Annotated in this window: 27 protein-coding genes; 1 reads left to right on the plus strand and 26 read right to left on the minus strand. The window is 64.1% G+C overall.

Features of this window, described 5'->3' with window-relative positions:
- Nucleotides 1-144: 144 nt before the first annotated feature.
- From EO174_RS01980 to EO174_RS02090, 22 genes are all read right to left on the minus strand, one after another.
- A complete protein-coding gene (locus EO174_RS01980) occupies nucleotides 145-1,125 on the minus strand; it encodes a hypothetical protein (RefSeq protein ID WP_126941895.1) in 981 nt (326 codons plus the stop codon).
- 4 nt (nucleotides 1,126-1,129) lie between these two features.
- On the minus strand, nucleotides 1,130-1,345 hold the full coding sequence (locus tag EO174_RS01985; protein ID WP_126941897.1) for a hypothetical protein: 216 nt from the start codon (nucleotides 1,343-1,345) through the stop codon (nucleotides 1,130-1,132).
- A complete protein-coding gene (locus EO174_RS01990; RefSeq protein WP_126941899.1) occupies nucleotides 1,342-1,794 on the minus strand; it encodes a hypothetical protein in 453 nt (150 codons plus the stop codon). The genes EO174_RS01985 and EO174_RS01990 overlap by 4 nt, the downstream gene beginning before the upstream one ends.
- On the minus strand, nucleotides 1,791-2,297 hold the full coding sequence (locus EO174_RS01995; protein WP_126941901.1) for a DUF1320 domain-containing protein: 507 nt from the start codon (nucleotides 2,295-2,297) through the stop codon (nucleotides 1,791-1,793). Before EO174_RS01995 ends, EO174_RS01990 begins: the two co-directional genes overlap by 4 nt.
- Nucleotides 2,298-2,300: 3 nt before the next feature.
- On the minus strand, nucleotides 2,301-2,735 hold the full coding sequence (locus tag EO174_RS02000; protein ID WP_126941903.1) for a hypothetical protein: 435 nt from the start codon (nucleotides 2,733-2,735) through the stop codon (nucleotides 2,301-2,303).
- A gap of 228 nt (nucleotides 2,736-2,963) precedes the next feature.
- On the minus strand, nucleotides 2,964-3,860 hold the full coding sequence (locus EO174_RS02005) for a Mu-like prophage major head subunit gpT family protein (RefSeq protein WP_126941905.1): 897 nt from the start codon (nucleotides 3,858-3,860) through the stop codon (nucleotides 2,964-2,966).
- Between the two features lie 33 nt (nucleotides 3,861-3,893).
- Nucleotides 3,894-4,298: a hypothetical protein gene (locus EO174_RS02010; protein ID WP_126941907.1), complete on the minus strand. Its 405-nt coding sequence runs from the start codon at nucleotides 4,296-4,298 to the stop codon at nucleotides 3,894-3,896.
- Between the two features lie 41 nt (nucleotides 4,299-4,339).
- Nucleotides 4,340-5,455 carry a phage protease gene (locus EO174_RS02015; protein ID WP_126941909.1) on the minus strand — a complete coding sequence of 372 codons (1,116 nt, stop codon included), beginning with the start codon at nucleotides 5,453-5,455 and terminating at the stop codon, nucleotides 4,340-4,342.
- Between the two features lie 271 nt (nucleotides 5,456-5,726).
- Entirely contained in the window at nucleotides 5,727-6,263 is a 537-nt protein-coding gene (locus EO174_RS02020; RefSeq protein WP_126941911.1) for a phage virion morphogenesis protein, read from the minus strand.
- On the minus strand, nucleotides 6,260-6,898 hold the full coding sequence (locus tag EO174_RS02025) for a phage minor head protein (RefSeq protein ID WP_164739411.1): 639 nt from the start codon (nucleotides 6,896-6,898) through the stop codon (nucleotides 6,260-6,262). The genes EO174_RS02020 and EO174_RS02025 overlap by 4 nt, the downstream gene beginning before the upstream one ends.
- Entirely contained in the window at nucleotides 6,891-8,477 is a 1,587-nt protein-coding gene (locus tag EO174_RS02030) for a DUF935 domain-containing protein (protein WP_126941915.1), read from the minus strand. Before EO174_RS02030 ends, EO174_RS02025 begins: the two co-directional genes overlap by 8 nt.
- The gene (locus tag EO174_RS02035) at nucleotides 8,471-10,036 is read right to left on the minus strand and encodes a hypothetical protein (protein WP_126941917.1); all 1,566 of its coding nucleotides are present in this window, start codon (nucleotides 10,034-10,036) and stop codon (nucleotides 8,471-8,473) included. The genes EO174_RS02030 and EO174_RS02035 overlap by 7 nt, the downstream gene beginning before the upstream one ends.
- Nucleotides 10,033-10,599, minus strand: coding sequence for a phage protein Gp27 family protein (locus tag EO174_RS02040; protein WP_126941919.1), 567 nt, complete (start codon nucleotides 10,597-10,599; stop codon nucleotides 10,033-10,035). The genes EO174_RS02035 and EO174_RS02040 overlap by 4 nt, the downstream gene beginning before the upstream one ends.
- A 4-nt stretch (nucleotides 10,600-10,603) precedes the next feature.
- Nucleotides 10,604-10,909: an ArsR family transcriptional regulator gene (locus EO174_RS02045; RefSeq protein ID WP_116903895.1), complete on the minus strand. Its 306-nt coding sequence runs from the start codon at nucleotides 10,907-10,909 to the stop codon at nucleotides 10,604-10,606.
- Entirely contained in the window at nucleotides 10,909-11,154 is a 246-nt protein-coding gene (locus tag EO174_RS02050; protein ID WP_126941921.1) for a hypothetical protein, read from the minus strand. The genes EO174_RS02045 and EO174_RS02050 overlap by 1 nt, the downstream gene beginning before the upstream one ends.
- 225 nt (nucleotides 11,155-11,379) lie before the next feature.
- Nucleotides 11,380-11,592, minus strand: coding sequence for a hypothetical protein (locus EO174_RS02060; protein ID WP_126941925.1), 213 nt, complete (start codon nucleotides 11,590-11,592; stop codon nucleotides 11,380-11,382).
- Nucleotides 11,589-12,278: a hypothetical protein gene (locus tag EO174_RS02065; protein ID WP_126941927.1), complete on the minus strand. Its 690-nt coding sequence runs from the start codon at nucleotides 12,276-12,278 to the stop codon at nucleotides 11,589-11,591. Before EO174_RS02065 ends, EO174_RS02060 begins: the two co-directional genes overlap by 4 nt.
- The gene (locus tag EO174_RS02070; RefSeq protein WP_126941929.1) at nucleotides 12,269-12,991 is read right to left on the minus strand and encodes a transglycosylase SLT domain-containing protein; all 723 of its coding nucleotides are present in this window, start codon (nucleotides 12,989-12,991) and stop codon (nucleotides 12,269-12,271) included. Before EO174_RS02070 ends, EO174_RS02065 begins: the two co-directional genes overlap by 10 nt.
- Nucleotides 12,988-13,308, minus strand: a complete 321-nt coding sequence (locus EO174_RS02075; protein WP_126941931.1) for a putative holin — start codon at nucleotides 13,306-13,308, stop codon at nucleotides 12,988-12,990. The genes EO174_RS02070 and EO174_RS02075 overlap by 4 nt, the downstream gene beginning before the upstream one ends.
- Nucleotides 13,309-13,496: 188 nt before the next feature.
- Nucleotides 13,497-13,838 carry a hypothetical protein gene (locus EO174_RS02080; protein WP_126941933.1) on the minus strand — a complete coding sequence of 114 codons (342 nt, stop codon included), beginning with the start codon at nucleotides 13,836-13,838 and terminating at the stop codon, nucleotides 13,497-13,499.
- A 2-nt stretch (nucleotides 13,839-13,840) separates the two neighbouring features.
- Nucleotides 13,841-14,269 carry a Mor transcription activator family protein gene (locus EO174_RS02085; RefSeq protein WP_126941935.1) on the minus strand — a complete coding sequence of 143 codons (429 nt, stop codon included), beginning with the start codon at nucleotides 14,267-14,269 and terminating at the stop codon, nucleotides 13,841-13,843.
- Nucleotides 14,266-14,859, minus strand: a complete 594-nt coding sequence (locus EO174_RS02090; protein ID WP_126941937.1) for a hypothetical protein — start codon at nucleotides 14,857-14,859, stop codon at nucleotides 14,266-14,268. Before EO174_RS02090 ends, EO174_RS02085 begins: the two co-directional genes overlap by 4 nt.
- Nucleotides 14,860-14,897: 38 nt before the next feature.
- Here EO174_RS02090 and EO174_RS02095 point away from each other — a divergent pair, with 38 nt between their 5' ends.
- Nucleotides 14,898-15,488 (plus strand): hypothetical protein, encoded by a 591-nt coding sequence (locus tag EO174_RS02095; protein WP_126941939.1) that lies wholly within the window; start codon nucleotides 14,898-14,900, stop codon nucleotides 15,486-15,488.
- Here EO174_RS02095 and EO174_RS02100 read toward each other — a convergent pair.
- Genes EO174_RS02100 through EO174_RS02115 form a run of 4 tightly spaced genes read right to left on the minus strand, consistent with a single transcriptional unit; the run spans nucleotide 15,463 to nucleotide 17,072 of the window.
- Nucleotides 15,463-15,906, minus strand: coding sequence for a regulatory protein GemA (locus EO174_RS02100; RefSeq protein WP_126941941.1), 444 nt, complete (start codon nucleotides 15,904-15,906; stop codon nucleotides 15,463-15,465). The two genes, EO174_RS02095 and EO174_RS02100, sit on opposite strands and share 26 nt — an antisense overlap.
- A 2-nt stretch (nucleotides 15,907-15,908) precedes the next feature.
- Nucleotides 15,909-16,142 carry a hypothetical protein gene (locus tag EO174_RS02105; protein WP_126941943.1) on the minus strand — a complete coding sequence of 78 codons (234 nt, stop codon included), beginning with the start codon at nucleotides 16,140-16,142 and terminating at the stop codon, nucleotides 15,909-15,911.
- On the minus strand, nucleotides 16,129-16,461 hold the full coding sequence (locus EO174_RS02110) for a hypothetical protein (RefSeq protein WP_126941945.1): 333 nt from the start codon (nucleotides 16,459-16,461) through the stop codon (nucleotides 16,129-16,131). Before EO174_RS02110 ends, EO174_RS02105 begins: the two co-directional genes overlap by 14 nt.
- A gap of 2 nt (nucleotides 16,462-16,463) precedes the next feature.
- Nucleotides 16,464-17,072, minus strand: a complete 609-nt coding sequence (locus EO174_RS02115; protein ID WP_126941947.1) for a DUF3164 family protein — start codon at nucleotides 17,070-17,072, stop codon at nucleotides 16,464-16,466.
- Nucleotides 17,073-17,092 lie beyond the last annotated feature (20 nt).

Below are 17,092 nucleotides of genomic sequence, written 5' to 3' on the forward strand. Positions count from 1 at the left end.
TTTGGGAAGGTGGTTTAAAGCCCGCTTGATCGCGGGGTGTGGCCACTTTGCCCACGCGCGCGATGGCGCCGGGACTAACAACGGCTAATGCAAAAAGCCCCGCACTTGGCGGGGCTTCGGTCTGGTCACACGGAAGGTGGAAGGTTACGGCGTGCTGTCGCCGAACTCGATGTAGAACTCATCGCCGCCGGTGTCGCTGGCCACGCACGGGCCGGACAATTCCCAGCCGTAGTCGCCATCGATCTCGGTTTCGTTGATGGATTCGATCTGCCCACGGATGCCCAGCTCGCTGTACAGCTGGTTGGCCGGCGTCAACCGCAGCGCCACCGTGATCGGTGTGGCCGCATCGCGCACCGCCCAAGGGTTGAAGTCGGCCAGCGCAGTCTTGGCAATGCGCAGCGTCCAGGTCGGCGCACGATCGGTGATGCCGGTTTCCTTGTGGCTGGTGTACTCCTTGGGCGTGATGGTATTGGCGAAGTCCACCGACAACGACTTGGCCCAGCACAGCAACGGTGCGCCACCGGGCAGCAGCGTGATGTGCGTTTCGGTGTTGTTGGCGCGCGCGATCGCCGGCACCGTATCCGGCAGCGTGAGGGTCGGCAACGCGTCCTCGTTGATCGTTTCGTAATCGCCCTGGATACGGATGTTGCCCTTGAAGCGATCGCCGACCGCCAGGATCAGGCTGGACACGTTGTGGCGCGCAGCTGCGACTTGCTTGAGCGTGCCGGCATGCCACCACTTCGCATCCGACAGCGGAATGTTGGCGCTGATCGGGTTGTAACGCGTGGTCTTGGCAGCTGCGTCTTTGACCACTGTCATACCAGCGGGCAGAAGCAGCACGGCGCAGTTGGCGTCGCTGGTCGCAGCAGCACCCGGCGTAACGGGCGGGTACAACTCAAACTCACCTTCGATGAAGGCTCGTTTGTTGCCGACCGCGAACGGCTGGCCAGTGAAGTGCGGGCGATCGATCGGGCGTTCGACCTTGTCGAACTCCGTGCCAGACGTGCCGTTGAACAGCAGCACGCCATTGGCGGCAGCGCTCGGGACGACGGGCATGTTGGCAGCGGCGCGTAGCGCCAGCGCCAGGCCGCGTCGCTTGAAGGGTTCGAGAGTGGGCTGAGCCATTGGCTTATTCCTTGGGCTTGGTAGAACGGACGGCTCGCGCCGAAGGGTTGGGGGCATCGGCGTCGGGCACCGACAGACCGGGGCCGCCTAGACGGATGTCGGTATGGGCGTAGATCGGCTCGGCGACCTGTGCGATCTGCGGTGTCTCGGTCGATTCGTCGATCAACTGACCATCGACAACGCGCCAGGCGCCGCCGGTTGTGGGGGTTGGCTTGTTCATGGGATGACCTGATGTGACATGCGGTAATTGGTGCCGAACACCTGCTGGCTGACCAACCAGCCGGCGGCATAGCTTTCATCTCGCCCAGCCTGGAATGAGAGAGCGTCGAAGGCCTCCACCGGCGCCCAGCCGAACAGCGCAGCGCGCACTTGTGGGATGACTTCTTCGTCCATCTGGACACGCGCGCCGCCACCGGTCTGCTCATCGCCGTAGTGGCGAACGAACAGCACCACGCGCAGCGTCACGTCGCAGTTCTGGATCGCCAGCGGCCCGGTGTATTTGATTGCCCGGCCAACCTCGGCCGCTGTGACGTAGGCGCTTACGGCCACGCGCGGCTGCTGGGCCAGTGCCGTGGCAAGGTCTGCCGCACTCCCGACCGCCAACAGCGCGGGCGCGTGCGATCGCAGACGCGCGATCGCCGTACTGACAGGGAAAGGGCCTACCGTCATGGCATGACCCTGCGACCGAACACTTTCTGGCCAGGGTCGATCAGGATCTCTCCCAAGGCGCTTGCGCCAATGGTGGGGTCTTCGATGCCCATGCTGAACTTGCCCTCGGCGATCAGCTGCAGGAACTTCATTGCATCGCGGTAGTCACGCGCGATCGGATCGGTGCGGTCGTCGGTGATGCGGTCGTTGTGCAGCTTGTAGCGGACGATTGCCCGCGACCAGGTCACCAGGATGCCCGGCGGGTTCGGCAGCGGCAGCGTGTAGCGGCGCCCCAGATATCCGTCGATCACCGCATCGGATTCTGCGATCGCTTGAGCAATCCGTGCGGCAGCGGCGTCGGCGTGCACAACCTCAGCCGGCGGGTAGCTGGCGCGATCGCCGGCACGCAGCGTCAGCTCCATCAGCTCCGCCGTGATCGGGCGCTGATGCTTGTCACTGGCGACCTGGGCCAGTTCCAGCGCGCCGGGCATGTCGGCGAGTTGCAGGAGCGTCACATAGCGCATCGCTTACGCGTCCTTCGCTTCTTCGCTTGCGGCGGCGGGTGCGCTCTTGCCAGCCTCGCCGGAGGCATCGCCTGTTTCGGCGGCAGGGTTGGTCGCAGCCTTCTTGTCCTTGGCAGCCCGTTGCGAGTCTTCCTTTTCGGCAGCCTTGCGCGCGGCATCGATGCGCTTGGCCTCGGCTTTATCTGCAGCCGCCTGGTCGGCAGCAAGCTGGGCGGCCGCCGCCTGCGCACTGGCAGCTGCTTCGCGCTCCTGGCGTTCTTCGTCCGATTCCTCGTAAGGCAACACGACCAGCTCCGGGTCCTCGGCGATCGCGCGCAGCTGTTCGTCGGTCAATTCATCATCGACAGACAGCGAGCGACCAGCGCGGGTGAAGTGCAAGCCGGCGCGCCAGCGGCCACGCTCGGTTTTGGATTTGACGGTGACTTTGTTGGTGGCCATGTGCCAGCTCCTGGGAATAAGGATGCAGGGTGTCCGCCTGCTGCAGTCCGGCATTTCCTCCGGCCCTCTGCAGATCACGGCGATGACGGAATCGCACCGCCATCGCCCATCTGCGCTGCTCCTGCGCTCGGCCGATTGCCGACCAGGTGGCAGAGCTCGGGAGCTGCGCGAGTGCGATCTCGCCGCTTCCCCGACTCTTGGGGCGGCCTCACGGCCGCTGTTCTTGCCTTACGCCAGGCGGGCGTCGTCCAGGACCTCGACCAGACCCTTCATCACGTTGTCGGTGCCGGCGATCTGTGCAGAGGTGAGGATCTCGGCTGCCTTGAATTTCAGGCCGGTCGGCACGACCAGCACGCGCGGCTTGATGTTCAGCGTCCGACCGTTGTCACCCTTGCGCTCGGCCATTGCGGTGTAAGCAGCCTGCAGGTTTTCGGCGGTCAGCGGCTTGCGGCTTGCGTAGGCCTGCTGCCAGAAGCCGAAGCCAACGTTGTTGCGCGCGTCCACGCCGTAGACATACTCGCCGCGCATAAAAACGTTCTCGTCGCTTTCCTGATTCAGCGCCACGAAGTTGGGCTTCTTGCGGTCCTGGAAGATGATGGGCTTCAGTGCGCGGCTGGTGTCCAGCAGGTACCAGGTCACGCCAGCACCGCCGTTGCTGTCGTAGTTGGACTGCGTGACGGCGTTGCCGTTCTCGTCGATTACCGGATGGTCCGTATCGAAGAAGTTCTGGCCGTCGTAGCACAGGGTTGTGTGCCCGGCCTTGAGCAGGCCAAACACCAACTCATCGGGCTGCTCCTGCGCGGACTGGCCCATCTCGGTCATCATTGGGGTGTAGATGCCGTATTGATCGTCCTCGATCGAGGTGCGCGGAACACCCACGGTCATCTCGAACGGCTTGTTCTTGATCGAGTAGCCGTGGGTGGCCATGCCGTTGATGACGCGGTCCCCGAGCCATTCGCGCATCTTCGGGAACTTGCCGAGCCAGCCGTATTCCTCGGTGCCCGCCGTGGACGGAACGATGGTGGCGATCTTCTGGTAATTGGACTCAGCAGCGCCAAGGCCTTGGGTGAAAGCAGCCTTGAAGGCGGTGTAAAGCCCCGTCAGGTTGAACTTGTTGATGATCATCTGGATCTCTTGTCGGGATGAGGGTGAGGGGGATCAGCCGACCAGGACCCAGACGCCACCGGCGTCCACGTCGATGATCTTGCCGGCCGCTTTGCGGGCGGCGCTGTTGTCGGTCTTGGCCACCGTCTGGTCGTCGACGATGAAGGCGGTGCTGCCAATGTCGGCGCGCGTGATCAGGTCGGCGGCGGCGCTGTTGGCAAACTGAAACGCGGAGTCACGTGTGGCCTCCACGCGGTTTGTGCCGTTGCCAACCACCGTTTCTTCTGCGACACCTACCGCGCTGCCAGAGGCTGCCGTCCCGCCGGGGACGGCGTTGCCGCCAGCGGTGAGCAGGGCGATCAGGGTTCCCGCATAGATGGTGGTGCCGGGATTGACCGGGTGGCTTACCCGGTCGGCGTTACGCCGCTTTGTGTTGCGGCCTTCGATTGCTGCGGTCATCGGGAAGTGGTCTCGATCGTGTGCGGGTCAGTGGATGGGCGTCAGGCCTTGGGCTTGCTGGCCGCAAAGTCCTTCGGGTCGATGCCGGTTGCCGTGCAGATCGCCAGCTCATCGGCAGTCAAGCCGTTCTCGTCCTTCCCGCCTGCAGGCTGACGCCCGCCGGTCTGGGTCGCGCTGAGCGCAGCCAGCGGTTGAGCGGAGCCCAGGTAAGTAGTGAGCGATGCGATGTCGTTCTTTCCCAGGCCAATCGCCCAGTCTTTCTGCGCCGGCAGCAGACGCCCATCGGCCAGGCCCAGGTCGACCAGCTCGTTGACTTTGCGGTCGATGTTCTCGGCCGACAGGGCGGCCAGCTGGCCCTTGATTTCCTCGACCACTCCCACCGGCACGTACTTGGCAGGGTCCGGCGAGCCGGCCGCCCTGGCTTTCAGTGCGCTGCAGGCTGCCACTGCGCCTTCGGGTGCGGTGCCCAGGGTAGTGGCCAAGGTGTCCAGGGTGTCCAGCTTCGGACGGAGTGCGGAGCAGGCAGCGATCGCCTGTTCTTCGGTGGTGGTCTCGGGCAGGGCGAGTGCGGCCAGGATGGCCTTGAGCAGCGGATTCATTGAATGGTCCTTGTCGGAATCGGAGAAGCCGAACGTGGCGGCCGCGCGGCGGGCGAGCGGCTCCATGCCATCGATGGCGGGGTGATTGGTGAACGCGGCCATCTCGATGGCCAGCACGTCCCCGGTGTTCTCGTCGTAGCGGAACACCGGGGAGACATACCGGTACTCACCGGCTTGGATCAGTTCGGCAGCGCGGCTGGTCAGCTCGACGCTCGCCCACAGGCCGGTGTCGCGCCATTGCAGCGCTCGCATCCAGGCAGCAGCCGGCGCTGGTTGCCCGTTGGTCTCTTTGTGCAGGGTCTGGTGTTCGTAATCCACCACCGGCGGATTGCGGCGCGCGTTGAAGCGCTCCATGACCTGACTGGCGATGGCCTGGTCAATGCGCCAGGCAGGCACAGACATATCGCGGCCGTCGCTGGGGCGAAATGCACCAGCAGGGGTGAGCTGGATCTCCAGCATCAATTCGGGACCGACCGGCGGCAGCTCGAAGGCGCACGCGGCCAGGGCAACGCCGGTACGGCGCGTAGACGGTTTGAAGCGGGGGGATGCTGTGCTCATCCCGGCCAGTGTTGGCTGCAGGATGCGACCCTCGGGACTAGCATGCGCTAGTGCCTAAGACAGGGGCGGGAGCGGGTGCCGTGGGGCCGGGCAAACATACCACCGGAACAGGTGGGCGGGCGTGCCGGCGGCAGGGGCACGGACGGCGTACGCTTTGAGCGCGTTTGAAAGCCGTTTAAATCGTCCCTGGCGGGCCACCGCCCCCCGCTAAGGGACGGTGGGTGCGCTCAGGGGGCTCTGGGCGCCCCTGGCGGCCGTTTTGAGAGGGCGCCTACTCGGAGGGTTCGGCGCCCAATTCGAGCCAGGCGATCGCCAATGCGTCGATGGCCGCCTCGTCCTCGGTACTGATGCCTAGGAACGGCCGTGCCGGCAGTCCAGGGTGATGCACCTTCTGCACAAACGCGGGCTTCTCTGCGCCCGACTTGCTGGTGCGCGTGCCCATGCCTGGCCAGAACAGCGCTTTGCCGTTCTTGGCCTCGATCACGTAGGGGTCGGTGCCCTCCTGGTGCCACCGCGCCTGCTTGGCGGTCGCACTGATCTCCACCCAATCCGGACCGGCGCTGGGAAAGATCTCATCCCGCATCCGTCCCGAGTCGCGTAGCGGCGTGCGGCCGCTGCCATCGGCCAACGGTTCCCAGGCAACGCCGTCAGGCCCGATGCCGGTGGCAAAGCGCGCCTGCGTGCTTTCGGTCAGCGCCTCGCCAATGTCGGCCATCAGCCCGCTTATGTCGCTGCTGCGCTCGAGCAGCTGCGCGAACCAGCGCTTGGCCTGGGCATCGTCGATCAGGACAACTAATGCATCGCTCATGGCTGCGCCGCCTGACCGACGTTGTAGGCCCACTCCGGCGATGGGTCGCCTGGCGTGTCTGCCGGCGCCGCATCCGGCTGCGCTTTGCCCAGTGCCCGCAACCTGGCGGCAGATACGCCAGTGGCGGTGCAACGACAGCCCCAGCCGTTGGGCGGATAGTGCGTCTGCCACCAAGGATTGCCGGTTGCGATGATCAGCCCATCCCAGCGCTTGTGCTGCTCGCGCGGGTTGGCCACTGTGTTGTGCACGTACTTCAGGTATGGGAAGCCCTTGAGCGTCTCCCAGCGGCCGGCCTGGTAAGAGGTGCGCAGATTGGTGTGATAGATGATCGAGGTGCGCCAGGCCGTGCGTGCGGCCGTCTCCGAGCCGGTCCAGCCCACCCAGCCATTACGCGCCACGATCTCACTGAAGCGGGCGCGGAAGTCGGCGATGGTCTCGCCGTCATTGATCGCTGCCGCCACTGCCTGGCGCAGATCTTCCAGCAGTGCATCCTTGGTCGCCCCGGCCACGGTAAAGGCCTTGGCGTGCTGCGCTTGCCACAGTTCATCCCAGCGCCAGGTCGGTAGATTGAGCTTGCGCTGGAAATAGTCGCGCGCCTCGGGAAACGCGCGGAAGCTGCCGGAGAGCTCAGCCATCGGCGTCGTCCCATGCATCGGACATGCCGGCGATTCCCGCCACCGCCAGTGCTTCACCCATCGCGGCGGTCAGCGCGTCGACAGACATCGTCGCCTGCAGTTGGCTCAGCCCGGCAAGCAATGCGTCCAACGATGCCGAAGAGTCGACCAGCGTTTTGACCTGGTCGACCATGTCCTTGATCGCCGGATCTGCCTGGCGCTGGAGTAGCACCGTCAATTGGTCCTCGCGATCTGCCGGTGCTGCGGCAGGACGCGCGACAGCGGCAGTTGTCGCAGCGATCTTGCTGGACTGCGGTGTGGGCGGGGCGGCTTCCTGCAACGGCACCAGCACATCCTTGTCGTGGGCGTCCGCCTGCGGGATGCCCAGCTCGGTGTGTGCCCAGCCACGATTGATGCGCATGCCCATCCCGACCAGCTTCGGCAGCGCTTCGGCAAAGACGGTGATGTCCTTGCTTTCGGCAATATCCAGCTTCAGACGCGGGCAGCGCAGGTAGCCATCGGGCGCCAGGCCGTTGAGCACCGCGATGGGATAGACCAGGTCACGCGAGAGTGTGGCCGCAACCTGCTTGGCATCGGAGTCCTTCAACTCCTTGCGGACTTCGTTGTGCACGTTGCCCAGCGCGTTGGTATTGCTGCCGCGATCTGCCTGGCTGGTCAGCGTCGCGCCCAGAATGACCTTGCTCTCGGTGCGCTCGCACCAATCCATCATCAACTCGAACGCCTTGGGATCGCCGTCGGCGACCGTCGGGAAGTCCAGCGTCATGCCATCCGGGATGATGCCGGCCGCGTTGTGACCGATCTGCACCAGGGCGCGCAGCAGCGTGGCCTTTTCCTTCTCGCTGGCGCCAGGCGGGTATTTGCCCACCCGCATCGGAATGCCGTAGATCTCCAGGAACTCGGCCAGGTCGCCCACGCTGTAGTTCTTGAACAGATACGGCCACACCAGAGCGCGGAACAGGCTGGCGCGCTCCACATAGCCGCTGCGGGCCTTGTGCGTGTGGGTGATCCAGCCGAACGGGATCAGCTCGGCACCATCGGCAGAGTTGTCGCGCAGCCGGATCTGCTGGCGGTAGCCACGGTGCAGCCGGAACCATGACTGCGGGCGATGCTCGATCGACTTGGGCACCCAGCTGCTGCCCAGCCGCTGCCATTCGATTTCTTGGCCGACGAAGCCCTTGCCGATCGCGTCGGTGGTGTCGAACAGCACGGCCTCGAAGTCGTCGATGCTGCCGATCAATGCCTGCAGCTCGACCGCGTTGCGCTTCTCTGCGGGGGTCGGGTTGGCTGGCGGCTCGATCTCCCAGGCCAGGCCAGACACCGCGCGTCGGCGCTTGCTCATCTCCGAGAGGATGTGGCCGTCACGCTCTTCCATGTCCTCGAACAGCTCGTACTGAGCGATTACATCGCCCTGCTCGGCGGCCAGCAGGATGCTATTGAGCCTCGATGGCGTCAGGCCACGTGCTGGGTGGCCCTGGAACTCTTGATGCAAATGCCCGACGCGGCTGGTTTGCGGCTCGTCCAGGTCGCGCAATTGGATGGGCTGGCCATCAGGGCCAAGGATGCGGGAGGTGCTTACCATGCTTTCTGTTCCGGAATGTCGATGTCGTTTTCTTGGCCGGTCTCGGTGTCGTAGCCGCGGCTACTGCGTGGGATTGCCGTCCATCCGATCTCGGCGCCGGGGTGACGGCTTGCGTAGTACATGAGCGCGATTGCAATGCCGGCATCGCCGTGGCGCTGGCCACCGTCCTTGCCCACGCTGCGATCGGGCACGCGCGCCACGCCCTTGATGACCTTGATCGCGCGTAGGTCCGTCAGCACGTCCTTGTCGCGAGGGACCGCGATCGTGTCGTCTTCAAATGCCTTTTTCAGCGGCGGCATGTTTTCGCGATACCAGCCCTCGGTGGCCATCACCAGCACAACCCGGCTAAAGCCGAACTCCTGCGCCAGAAACTCGGCCACCGCATGGCCATTACCGCGCGCATCCACGGCGGCTTTGACAAAGCGAGGCAGGCCCTTGATCACGAACTTCGCAATCTGGTCCTGCTGCTTGTGCGGCATGTTCCGCAGTTCGAGGATGAACGGGATCTTGCGGCGCAGGTTCTGCTGGATCTGCGCCGGCACCATCACCGTGAGGTCGCCGGTGCGGCCGAAGTCCTGCCCGAACACGCTTTGCAGATCTGGGTCCAGTTGCTGTAGGTGCGGGCGCACTTCGAAGTCCAGCCATTCCTGGATGATGCGCCAGCGCTCGCCGTCGGGCAGCTGCTCGAAGCCCTTGGGCGCGTTGTAGCGCAGCACGGGCGCGCCATACATACGCGCCTCGATCAGCGAGGAACTCAGCCAGGCACCGGTGCCTTGCGACGGCACCACGTCCAGCTCTTCCTCGGCGGCGGCACCGTAGAACGCATACACGTCCGCCACCCATTTGGCCTGGGCGTCCGCGTCCCACCGCACGCCCTTGCGCATGCACACCCGGCCGAACAGCCCTTGATCCACTGCCTCCCTGAAACTGGTGCGGTGTACGCTGCCTTTACGCGCGCCCGAGCGGATTTCGTTGACCAGCTCGTTAAATGTGTTCTGGTCGCCATCGTGCGTGCTGATCACGCGCACCTTGCCGCCCCAGATCAACAGCGCCAGCGCAGCCTTGAGCAGCTCGTCCAGTGCGCCGTGGAATGCGGCCTCATCGATCACCACCACGCCTTGCTTGCCGCGCAGGTTGGCCGGTCGGGAGGACAGCGCCACGATACGGAAACCGGACGCGAACCGGATGGTGTAGGTCTTGATTGCCTTCTCATCGTCGCCGTCCTTGAAGACCTCCTGACCTTCTTCGATCGCCTCGGCCGCCTGGTTGAAAACGCGCGCCCACATGGCGCAGGCCTCGATGTACTCGATAGCCATGTCCATGTTGTAGCCGATGTAATAGACATTCATCCCGCCGGCCTGGCGGGCGCTGGACGCAATGAGGGCATCGTCGGACGCCTCGGCCCAGGTCAGGCCGATACGGCGGCTCTTCTCTGCTACTTTCAAGTCGCTGCGATCGGCAATCCAGTCGCGTTGATACGGCAGCAGCACCGCATCGGTGGTGGAGTTGATCTGGCGGGCTGCAGAACCGGGCAGATCGGCAGCGAGCGGGCTGCTCATGGCGCAATCCCCAAGATCTGCCGGCGCATCGAGGCGGCCGCGTCTTCCGACAGACCGCCGCTCTTGACCACCTTGTCCAGGTTGGCCGCCTGTTCGCGCAGCAGCTGCTCGCGGGCCTCGGCGGCGATCGCCTTGCGCACGTTGATGCCGACACGCTGGGTGTCGATCGCGTCCTTGGCGGCGCGGGCCATCTTGCGGATGTCGTCCACGCTGACTTTTTCCTGCGTCTGCATCTTGAGCGCCGCATCGGTGGCAAGCGTGGTCACGGCCTGCGCGAGCAAGGCGCCGGACTTCTCACCGATGCCTTCGCCCATTTCACCGACCAGCGCTTGCGCGGCCTGGTCGATCTCGCGCATGCGCGCTGTCAGCTCGGTCATCCCACGGTCGTAGCGGTGCAAGGCCGAGCGCGATACCTCCGCCGCAGCGCCGCCAGGGAAGGTGCGCTGCAGCTCGGCAATCATTTCGTCCAGGGTCAGCCGCCCTTCGCGCAGCAAACGCTCCACGTGCGCTTTCTGGTCGGCCGGCAACCGGGTGATGCTGGATTTGGCACGACGACGGGCCATGCGCTTACTTCGGGCTCGGGCGGCTGACGCCCGGCACGATGGCCATCCCGCGTGCCACGTCCATGCCACGCGCTGACAGCTCGGCAACCTGCACGCCCGGTACGGTTTCGATCAGCCGCACCAGCGCCTGATCGCGGAGCCAGGCCAGGTCGGTCAGCACATCGTCGCGGCTGCTGGCCACGGCCAAGTAGTCCAGGCCGGCGTGCAGGATGCTGGAGTTGGCCCGGTAGCCGATTTGCTCAAACAGCAGCCGCAGCAGCACCAGGCGCCGGTCCTCGCGCAAGCGCTCGGCAAAAGTTTTCTGGGTCATCAATCGTTCTCCAACAGGTGTTCTTGGACCGTTTGCATCACTCGGGCGGTGGCTTGCACCTGACCCTCGATCGAGGACAGGCGCTCGTAGATCTGCCGGGTTTCGGCGTGTGTGAGGTTGGCCTGCTGGTAGATCTCCAGCCTGGCAACGCGCTCGGCCAGGCCCGAATGCCGCCAGACCATCACCATGCCCAGCAGCAAGTTGCCCGCCGCCAGCACCAGCACGCCCACGAGCAGTGGAATCACGAAACCGCTCATCGGCGTTCTACCTGGTCAGCACAGCGGAAGCAGCGGCGCGTGTAAGGCAGCGCCAGCTGGCGCGCTTGTGGAACCTCATCCCCGCATTCCAGGCAGTGCATCTGCACTACACGATTGAAGACGCGCGCGCGCTCCAGTGCGTGCCGCTCCTCGCGATCGCGCCGGTCTGCATCGAACAGCTCCCAGGCGCGCGCTTCGTCTTCGTTCGCTTTGTCAGCCGCGTCTTGCACAGGGGTGCTCCCGGCCTAGGGCCAAATCGTTGATGTCGAGCGCGCATCCTTCATAGGCACGCGCTTGGCCACGCAGCGCCGCTGCACGATCGCCGGTCAACTTCTTGGCCTGTTCATGGCACAAGCGAGCGCGTGCCTCGTAATCATTTCGCAGGCGGATCAACTCGGCCTCCGTTGCTCCGGGCTTGCGTTTCACCGCGACACTCCTTTGCGTTCAAGTCCGCTTGCTCCAGTGCCTTGCAGTACCAGGCCCATGCGGTGGTTTCCCACTCGCTTACGGCCTGCGTCAGCCGGTGCATGCTGCTCTGGCAGTCGTGGTACTGCGCCGCGACCTGGTCGTGATTGCCCAGCAACGTTGCCCACAGGTCGTTGGGAGGCTGCGGCAGATCCGGGCACTGCTGGCGCAGGTTGCTTGGAATCGTTGGCGGCGGCGGGTTTGGTGGAGGGGCGCGTGTTGCTTTCGCGCCAATGCCGCAGGACGTCAGCACCAGCGCGACCATCGCGCAGATCAGGACGTGCCCGCAGAAGCGCATCCAGGCTGGCACGCACGGCGTCGGCCTGCAGTCGGTTGGTTTCACGGTCTTCTTCTCTCAGGGTAGCGATGGCGTCCAGGCGCGCGATGGCCTGGCGGTAACTAACTGCGCTGTCCGCGCTGGTTTGCCGCAGATGCTTGACCTCGATCTGCAGCTCTTTGATGTAGGTGCGCAGCTCGGTGCGGTCTTGCACTGCCTGCCTGCCCTCGGCCCAACGATTGCCGGCCCAGATGCCGGCGAGCAGCGCCGCCACGAGCAGCAGGACAAGTGCCCATCCGATGACGGGCAGTAGTCCCGTGACCGTGCTGCGCGTGCTGGCGCGCTTGAGTGCTTCGAGCTCTAGGTGCACGCCGCACCTCCCGGCCAACCGGCCGCCAGATACGCAGGTTCCAGCGTGAGCAAGATCCGGCGCGGGTAGTTGATGTTTTCTTTATGCGCCCAGGTAGCCCGCACGCGGTATGGCTCGACCACGCGCCAGTCATTGGCGTTCGCGCCGGCTTTGAAGGCGGCGCTGCGCTCACGATTGAGCATCGTCTCCCCACCGTTGTAGGCGCGGAAGGTGAAGGCCCAGCGCGAACAGTCGGACAGTGGGCGCGGGCCATAAGCCATGACGCGATCGAGCAGCCAGCGGTCGTAGAGCGCAGCGGCCAGAATGGCCTGCTGCGCGTTCCAGGGGTCGAAACTGTCCAGGTCCTTCGGGTAGACAGTTGCGATCCAGCGCGCCGTCTTCGGCATGAACTGCGCAATGCCCTGGGCACCGACCGGCGATTTTGCGTCGGGACGGAAGCCGGACTCTTGATGCAACTGCGCTGCCAGACGGGCACTGGAGCCTTCCACGCCCCACGCCCGTGCCACCGCCTGCTCGACACGGTGGCGGTACAGGGCCGAGGCAGGCGCGACCCGCACCTGCGGCTTGGCAGCCTGTACGGCGGCTGCGCTGGCCGGGCTGATAACGATGAGCGCAGCGAGCGACACCAGTGAGGACAGCCCAAGCAATAGGACCGCAGTGGCCTCGCGCCAATCGACCAGGTGGCGCGACCAGAATGCCTTCCAGCGGTTCATCCGATCAGCCCTGCGGCGAGCATCGCGCAGCCCAGCAGCGTGACGCGGCGCGTCTGCGCCATCGACTTCTCGATGCCTTCCAGATGGCGCGGGTCCGCGCCTCGGAACACCGTGAGGTCGACCCCAAAGCCGATGGTGGCGGCCATCGTGATCTTGCTTGCCGCCCAGATGTAGCTGGCCAGCAGGATCGGATTGATCAGCGCAACGATGAGCAGCAGGAACAGGCTGACGACCAGCCACAGCCAGATGAAGCCGATCCGGTCCAGCAGCGAGCTGATAGAAGAGACGGCACGAAGAAACGGGTTGTTGGGCGGCATACGCACTCCTGGTGTGATGCCGGCGCAGGTCCTGGGACCTACGCCGGCGGGTGCGGGGTGCGATATGTGCTGGTGGCGCGGTGCGCGCCACGTTCCCCCGGTATGCACACCTTGCGCGCGCGGGGGGATGTGCCGGGATTAGCCTGGGCTAGTGCAAAAAAAACCCCGCTTGGTGGCGGGGTTGTCTTTCACGCGTCAGAGCATCTTCTACCGTAATCGCTCCACAGTATTCGACTCATCGCATTTTGGTCTTCACCTGGGTCGATCACCGCAAGAGGCTTGCTGTAATAGAAACGCTTGTATCCCACATATGCCCCGTAAGCATTCTTGCCATTTATTTCGCCGCAGACACTCATCCCCTGCAGACGAACCTTGCGAAACTTCGCAGATTCCGGATCGAGCAGATGCTCCGCTGCAGCGATCTTTGCCTCACGCATCTTGAGAAGATCGGTGGCCTTGAATGCGAGCAGCACACCAGCTGCCACCAACACCGCCAGCCCGTACATAGCCCATACGCCATTCAACTTCATTGTCATTTTTCCTGTCCAAATTTGAAGCTTCCCTGCACCTTAGACAGATGCAGTTCCTTTTGCTCACGGCAGATCCGATAGATGTGGATGTCGGTCAGTCCGTACTCATCAGCAAGCTGGCGGATATTACCGCGCCGGGCGCGGTGGTAGATCTCGGCATCACGCAGCGCCTTGCGTAGCCGGTCACCGCGCGGCAGGTAGAGCATTCGGCCGCCCGCGTACTCTGCCTGGGCCAGCACCCCCGCCGTGGCGAGCTTTGCCGCTTGCGCGTCGCCAAGGCCCAGCCGGCGATAGGTCGACTCCAGCACGGCGACCATCGAAGCGAGCATCGGCGCCCAGCGATCTTCGGGCACGTCCACAGTACCGCGCTCGATCAGCGCGAGCGCCGCCAAGCCGGTGGGCGTACCCCACAGATCGCCCTGGTCGCTCATGCCAAGGCACCGTACTTGGCGCGTGCATCCGCGACCTGCACCTCTGCTTCTTCGGGCGTGATCGCGCCCAGCTCCATCTGCCGGTCGATAAAGGCGATCGCATTCTGCAGCTTTGACTCCACCGGGGGTGGGAGGTTTGCCGACCCACCGCTGAGGTGTTTTCCTACGCGCGCATCAGCCTCACGCTGACGCTCGCTCGCGGCATCGGCTTTATCGGCCAACCCGAAGACCACCGCACGCAGGTAGCCGTGCGATTCCAGCGGCAGCGACAGCGCAGCGCGCTGGGTGACCATTTGCTCCATCGCTGCTGCCCACATGCCGGCGCTTGCCGGGCGACGCACGCCCGCACGCTCGTCCTTACAGACCGTGCCGGGGGCCACCAGCTCGGCGACCTCGGCAGCGATCTTGGCGGCGCGGCCGATCCGCAGGCTGGTCTTGGCAGGCTTGAACAACCCCAGATAGGCCAGCGTGGCCCGGCCCAGGTCGGGCGGCATGGCGGCCACGGTCATGGCCAGGCGCTTGCCATCTTCTTCCACGAAGAAGGCAGTGACATGTGCCTGGGTGCCGCACTCTGGGCAGGTCGCACGCATTAGAATCCTGTCTCCACTACATCTGAAGGATTGCCCGCATGACCACGGAGATGGCAGCAACCTGGCAGGCCTGGTCGGCTGTTGTGCAGGCAGTTGGATCGATTCTTGCCATCATTGGCGCGATCCTGATTGCTAACTGGCAACATCGGCAAAATGTTGAATTGGTTCGTGACGAAAGAAAGCGTGTTGAACAGCAGGACCGAAAGCGAGATCAAGCCATTAGTGAGATGGCGAGCAATGCAGTCGGCATAGTGACCGAGGCATTGAATCGAATGCTTCGGGATCACGGGCGCGTTAGAACACTGGCTTTTGACGGAGCAGAGAACGCTAGTATCGAGACGGCTGCGGAGAACATGGAGGCCTCGTTTCGGGGGCTGGATTCTGTAACGGCTGTTGTAATTTGGCAGTTCGAGGAACTTAAGCCTGTCTACCAAGCTGCGGGCGCTGTACCCGCGATATTCCATTTTCATGCATCGGCTTCTTTGGTGGATATCAGACGAGTCACAAGCCGCGTTATAGACATGCTCAAAAGCCATCCCTATGGTCATATCCAGTTCGACATTGAGCCGATGGTGCGTGAAATTGAGAGCTTCCATGCGAGTATCACCGAGGATTTGAGGCAGCTTTAACACGGCGATTCGCGTCGACTTGCAGCGCTGCTACTAGCCGGTGCAACTGGTCTTGGTTGAGAAATTCCACACGGTCTATTCCGTACATCTGCTTGGCAGTGTTGTGAGCGTACGCCCAGGGACGCTTGGCTTCTGCCAGCAGGGCCTGGACCTTGCGCAGCATCGGCACCTCGTCTAGGTTCTTCGGTTGGCCCGGCCAGGTACGTTTACGCCCAGCGCGCTGCACATCCTTGAATCCCAGCCGCACGAACTCGGCAATCACAAGGGCGCGCTCCTCGGCGGTCATCTTGGCCGCCGAGTCTTTGCCGGTGACGCGTACCAGTAGCGCGCGATAGGTCGCCTCATCCAGGCCTTTCTGCTTGGCCGCCAGGTGGATCTTGGCCAGCTGGGTCTTGCGTGTGGACAGCGCCAGGCTCATCGTCAGCGACCTCCGTTGTCGATGGGATCAAAGCGCCACTCATCGATCGGCACGGCGTCGCGAATCTTTGCGCCATGGACGCCGTCCACCAGCTGCCGATGGGCTTTGTTCGCCAATTGCTCCGCCGCTTTCATGGCGGCTTCGCGCGGGACCGCATGACGACGACCAGCGGAAGGGAACAGCCAGTTGAGCAAGGTGTTGACCTCGTTGGCAGTGTTGTTATCAGTAATCGCCATGCAACACCTCCGCGCCTTTTTCTTCGAAGCGGACTAGCGCGGGGTTGTTGATGTGTCTCTTGAGCCGCCACTGCCACATGTCGCCGCGTGCAGCGATGTAGTCCAGGGCGCGCTTCACGATAGCCAGGTCGCGTAAGCCATCTGCACCATCGCTGACCGCCCGACTGGTGTCGAAGAACAGCATGCCTTCGGCGTACTGCTGCCGCGCGTAGAGCTCGATCTCACTGCGCACGCAGTCGTCGGCAATCCCAAATGCGCCCAGCGTTGCAGCAGGATTGACCACCGCCATATCACCACCGATGTGCACGAGCATGATCATGGTCAGGCCCCCGCGATGTCGAGAGCGATGGGACGGTACTCGCCCTGCGCGTCGCGCTCGTACACGCGCACGTAGCTCTTGGAGCCCACCACCTGCACTGCCTCAGCAATGGCCAACATGGCCTCTTGCCAGCGGGGATCGTCAATCGCCAGGCGACGCAGCGAGAGCACCTGGCCGGTGCGGATGTTGCCAGCCTGGTCGACCCGGAAGGCATCATTGATGAGGGCACGCAGCTCGCTGCGAGCGCCTTCAGTCCACTCAGTCAGGCACTGGTCGATCAGATCCTTGGCGGCCTGCAGGCGTTCGTCGAAGGCGATATTTTCCTGATTGGCACGCAACACCTTATAGCGCCCATCGAAGGACAGCAGCTGCACGTTGCCTTTCTTGCCGCCCAGGCGCACCCGGTACTGCTCGGCGCTCAGTTGCACGAACGCTTCGATGTCGCCAAAGGTGCCGGCCTTGAATTCGGCGATGGTGCGGCTGACGGCCTTGGCCTTCTGGATGATCTCCTGCACCAGCTCATCGCGGGCAAGATCGATCGGTTTGATAAGTGCTTCCGGGACCAGGCGGCCTTGTGCGTCCTGTCGGAACCCTTCGGGGATTGGAGTCATCTTTGTTGGTCCTTGATGTC

It is taken from the genome of Xanthomonas sp. BRIP62418 (assembly GCF_003993495.1).
Taxonomy (GTDB): Bacteria; Pseudomonadota; Gammaproteobacteria; order Xanthomonadales; family Xanthomonadaceae; genus Xanthomonas; species Xanthomonas euroxanthea.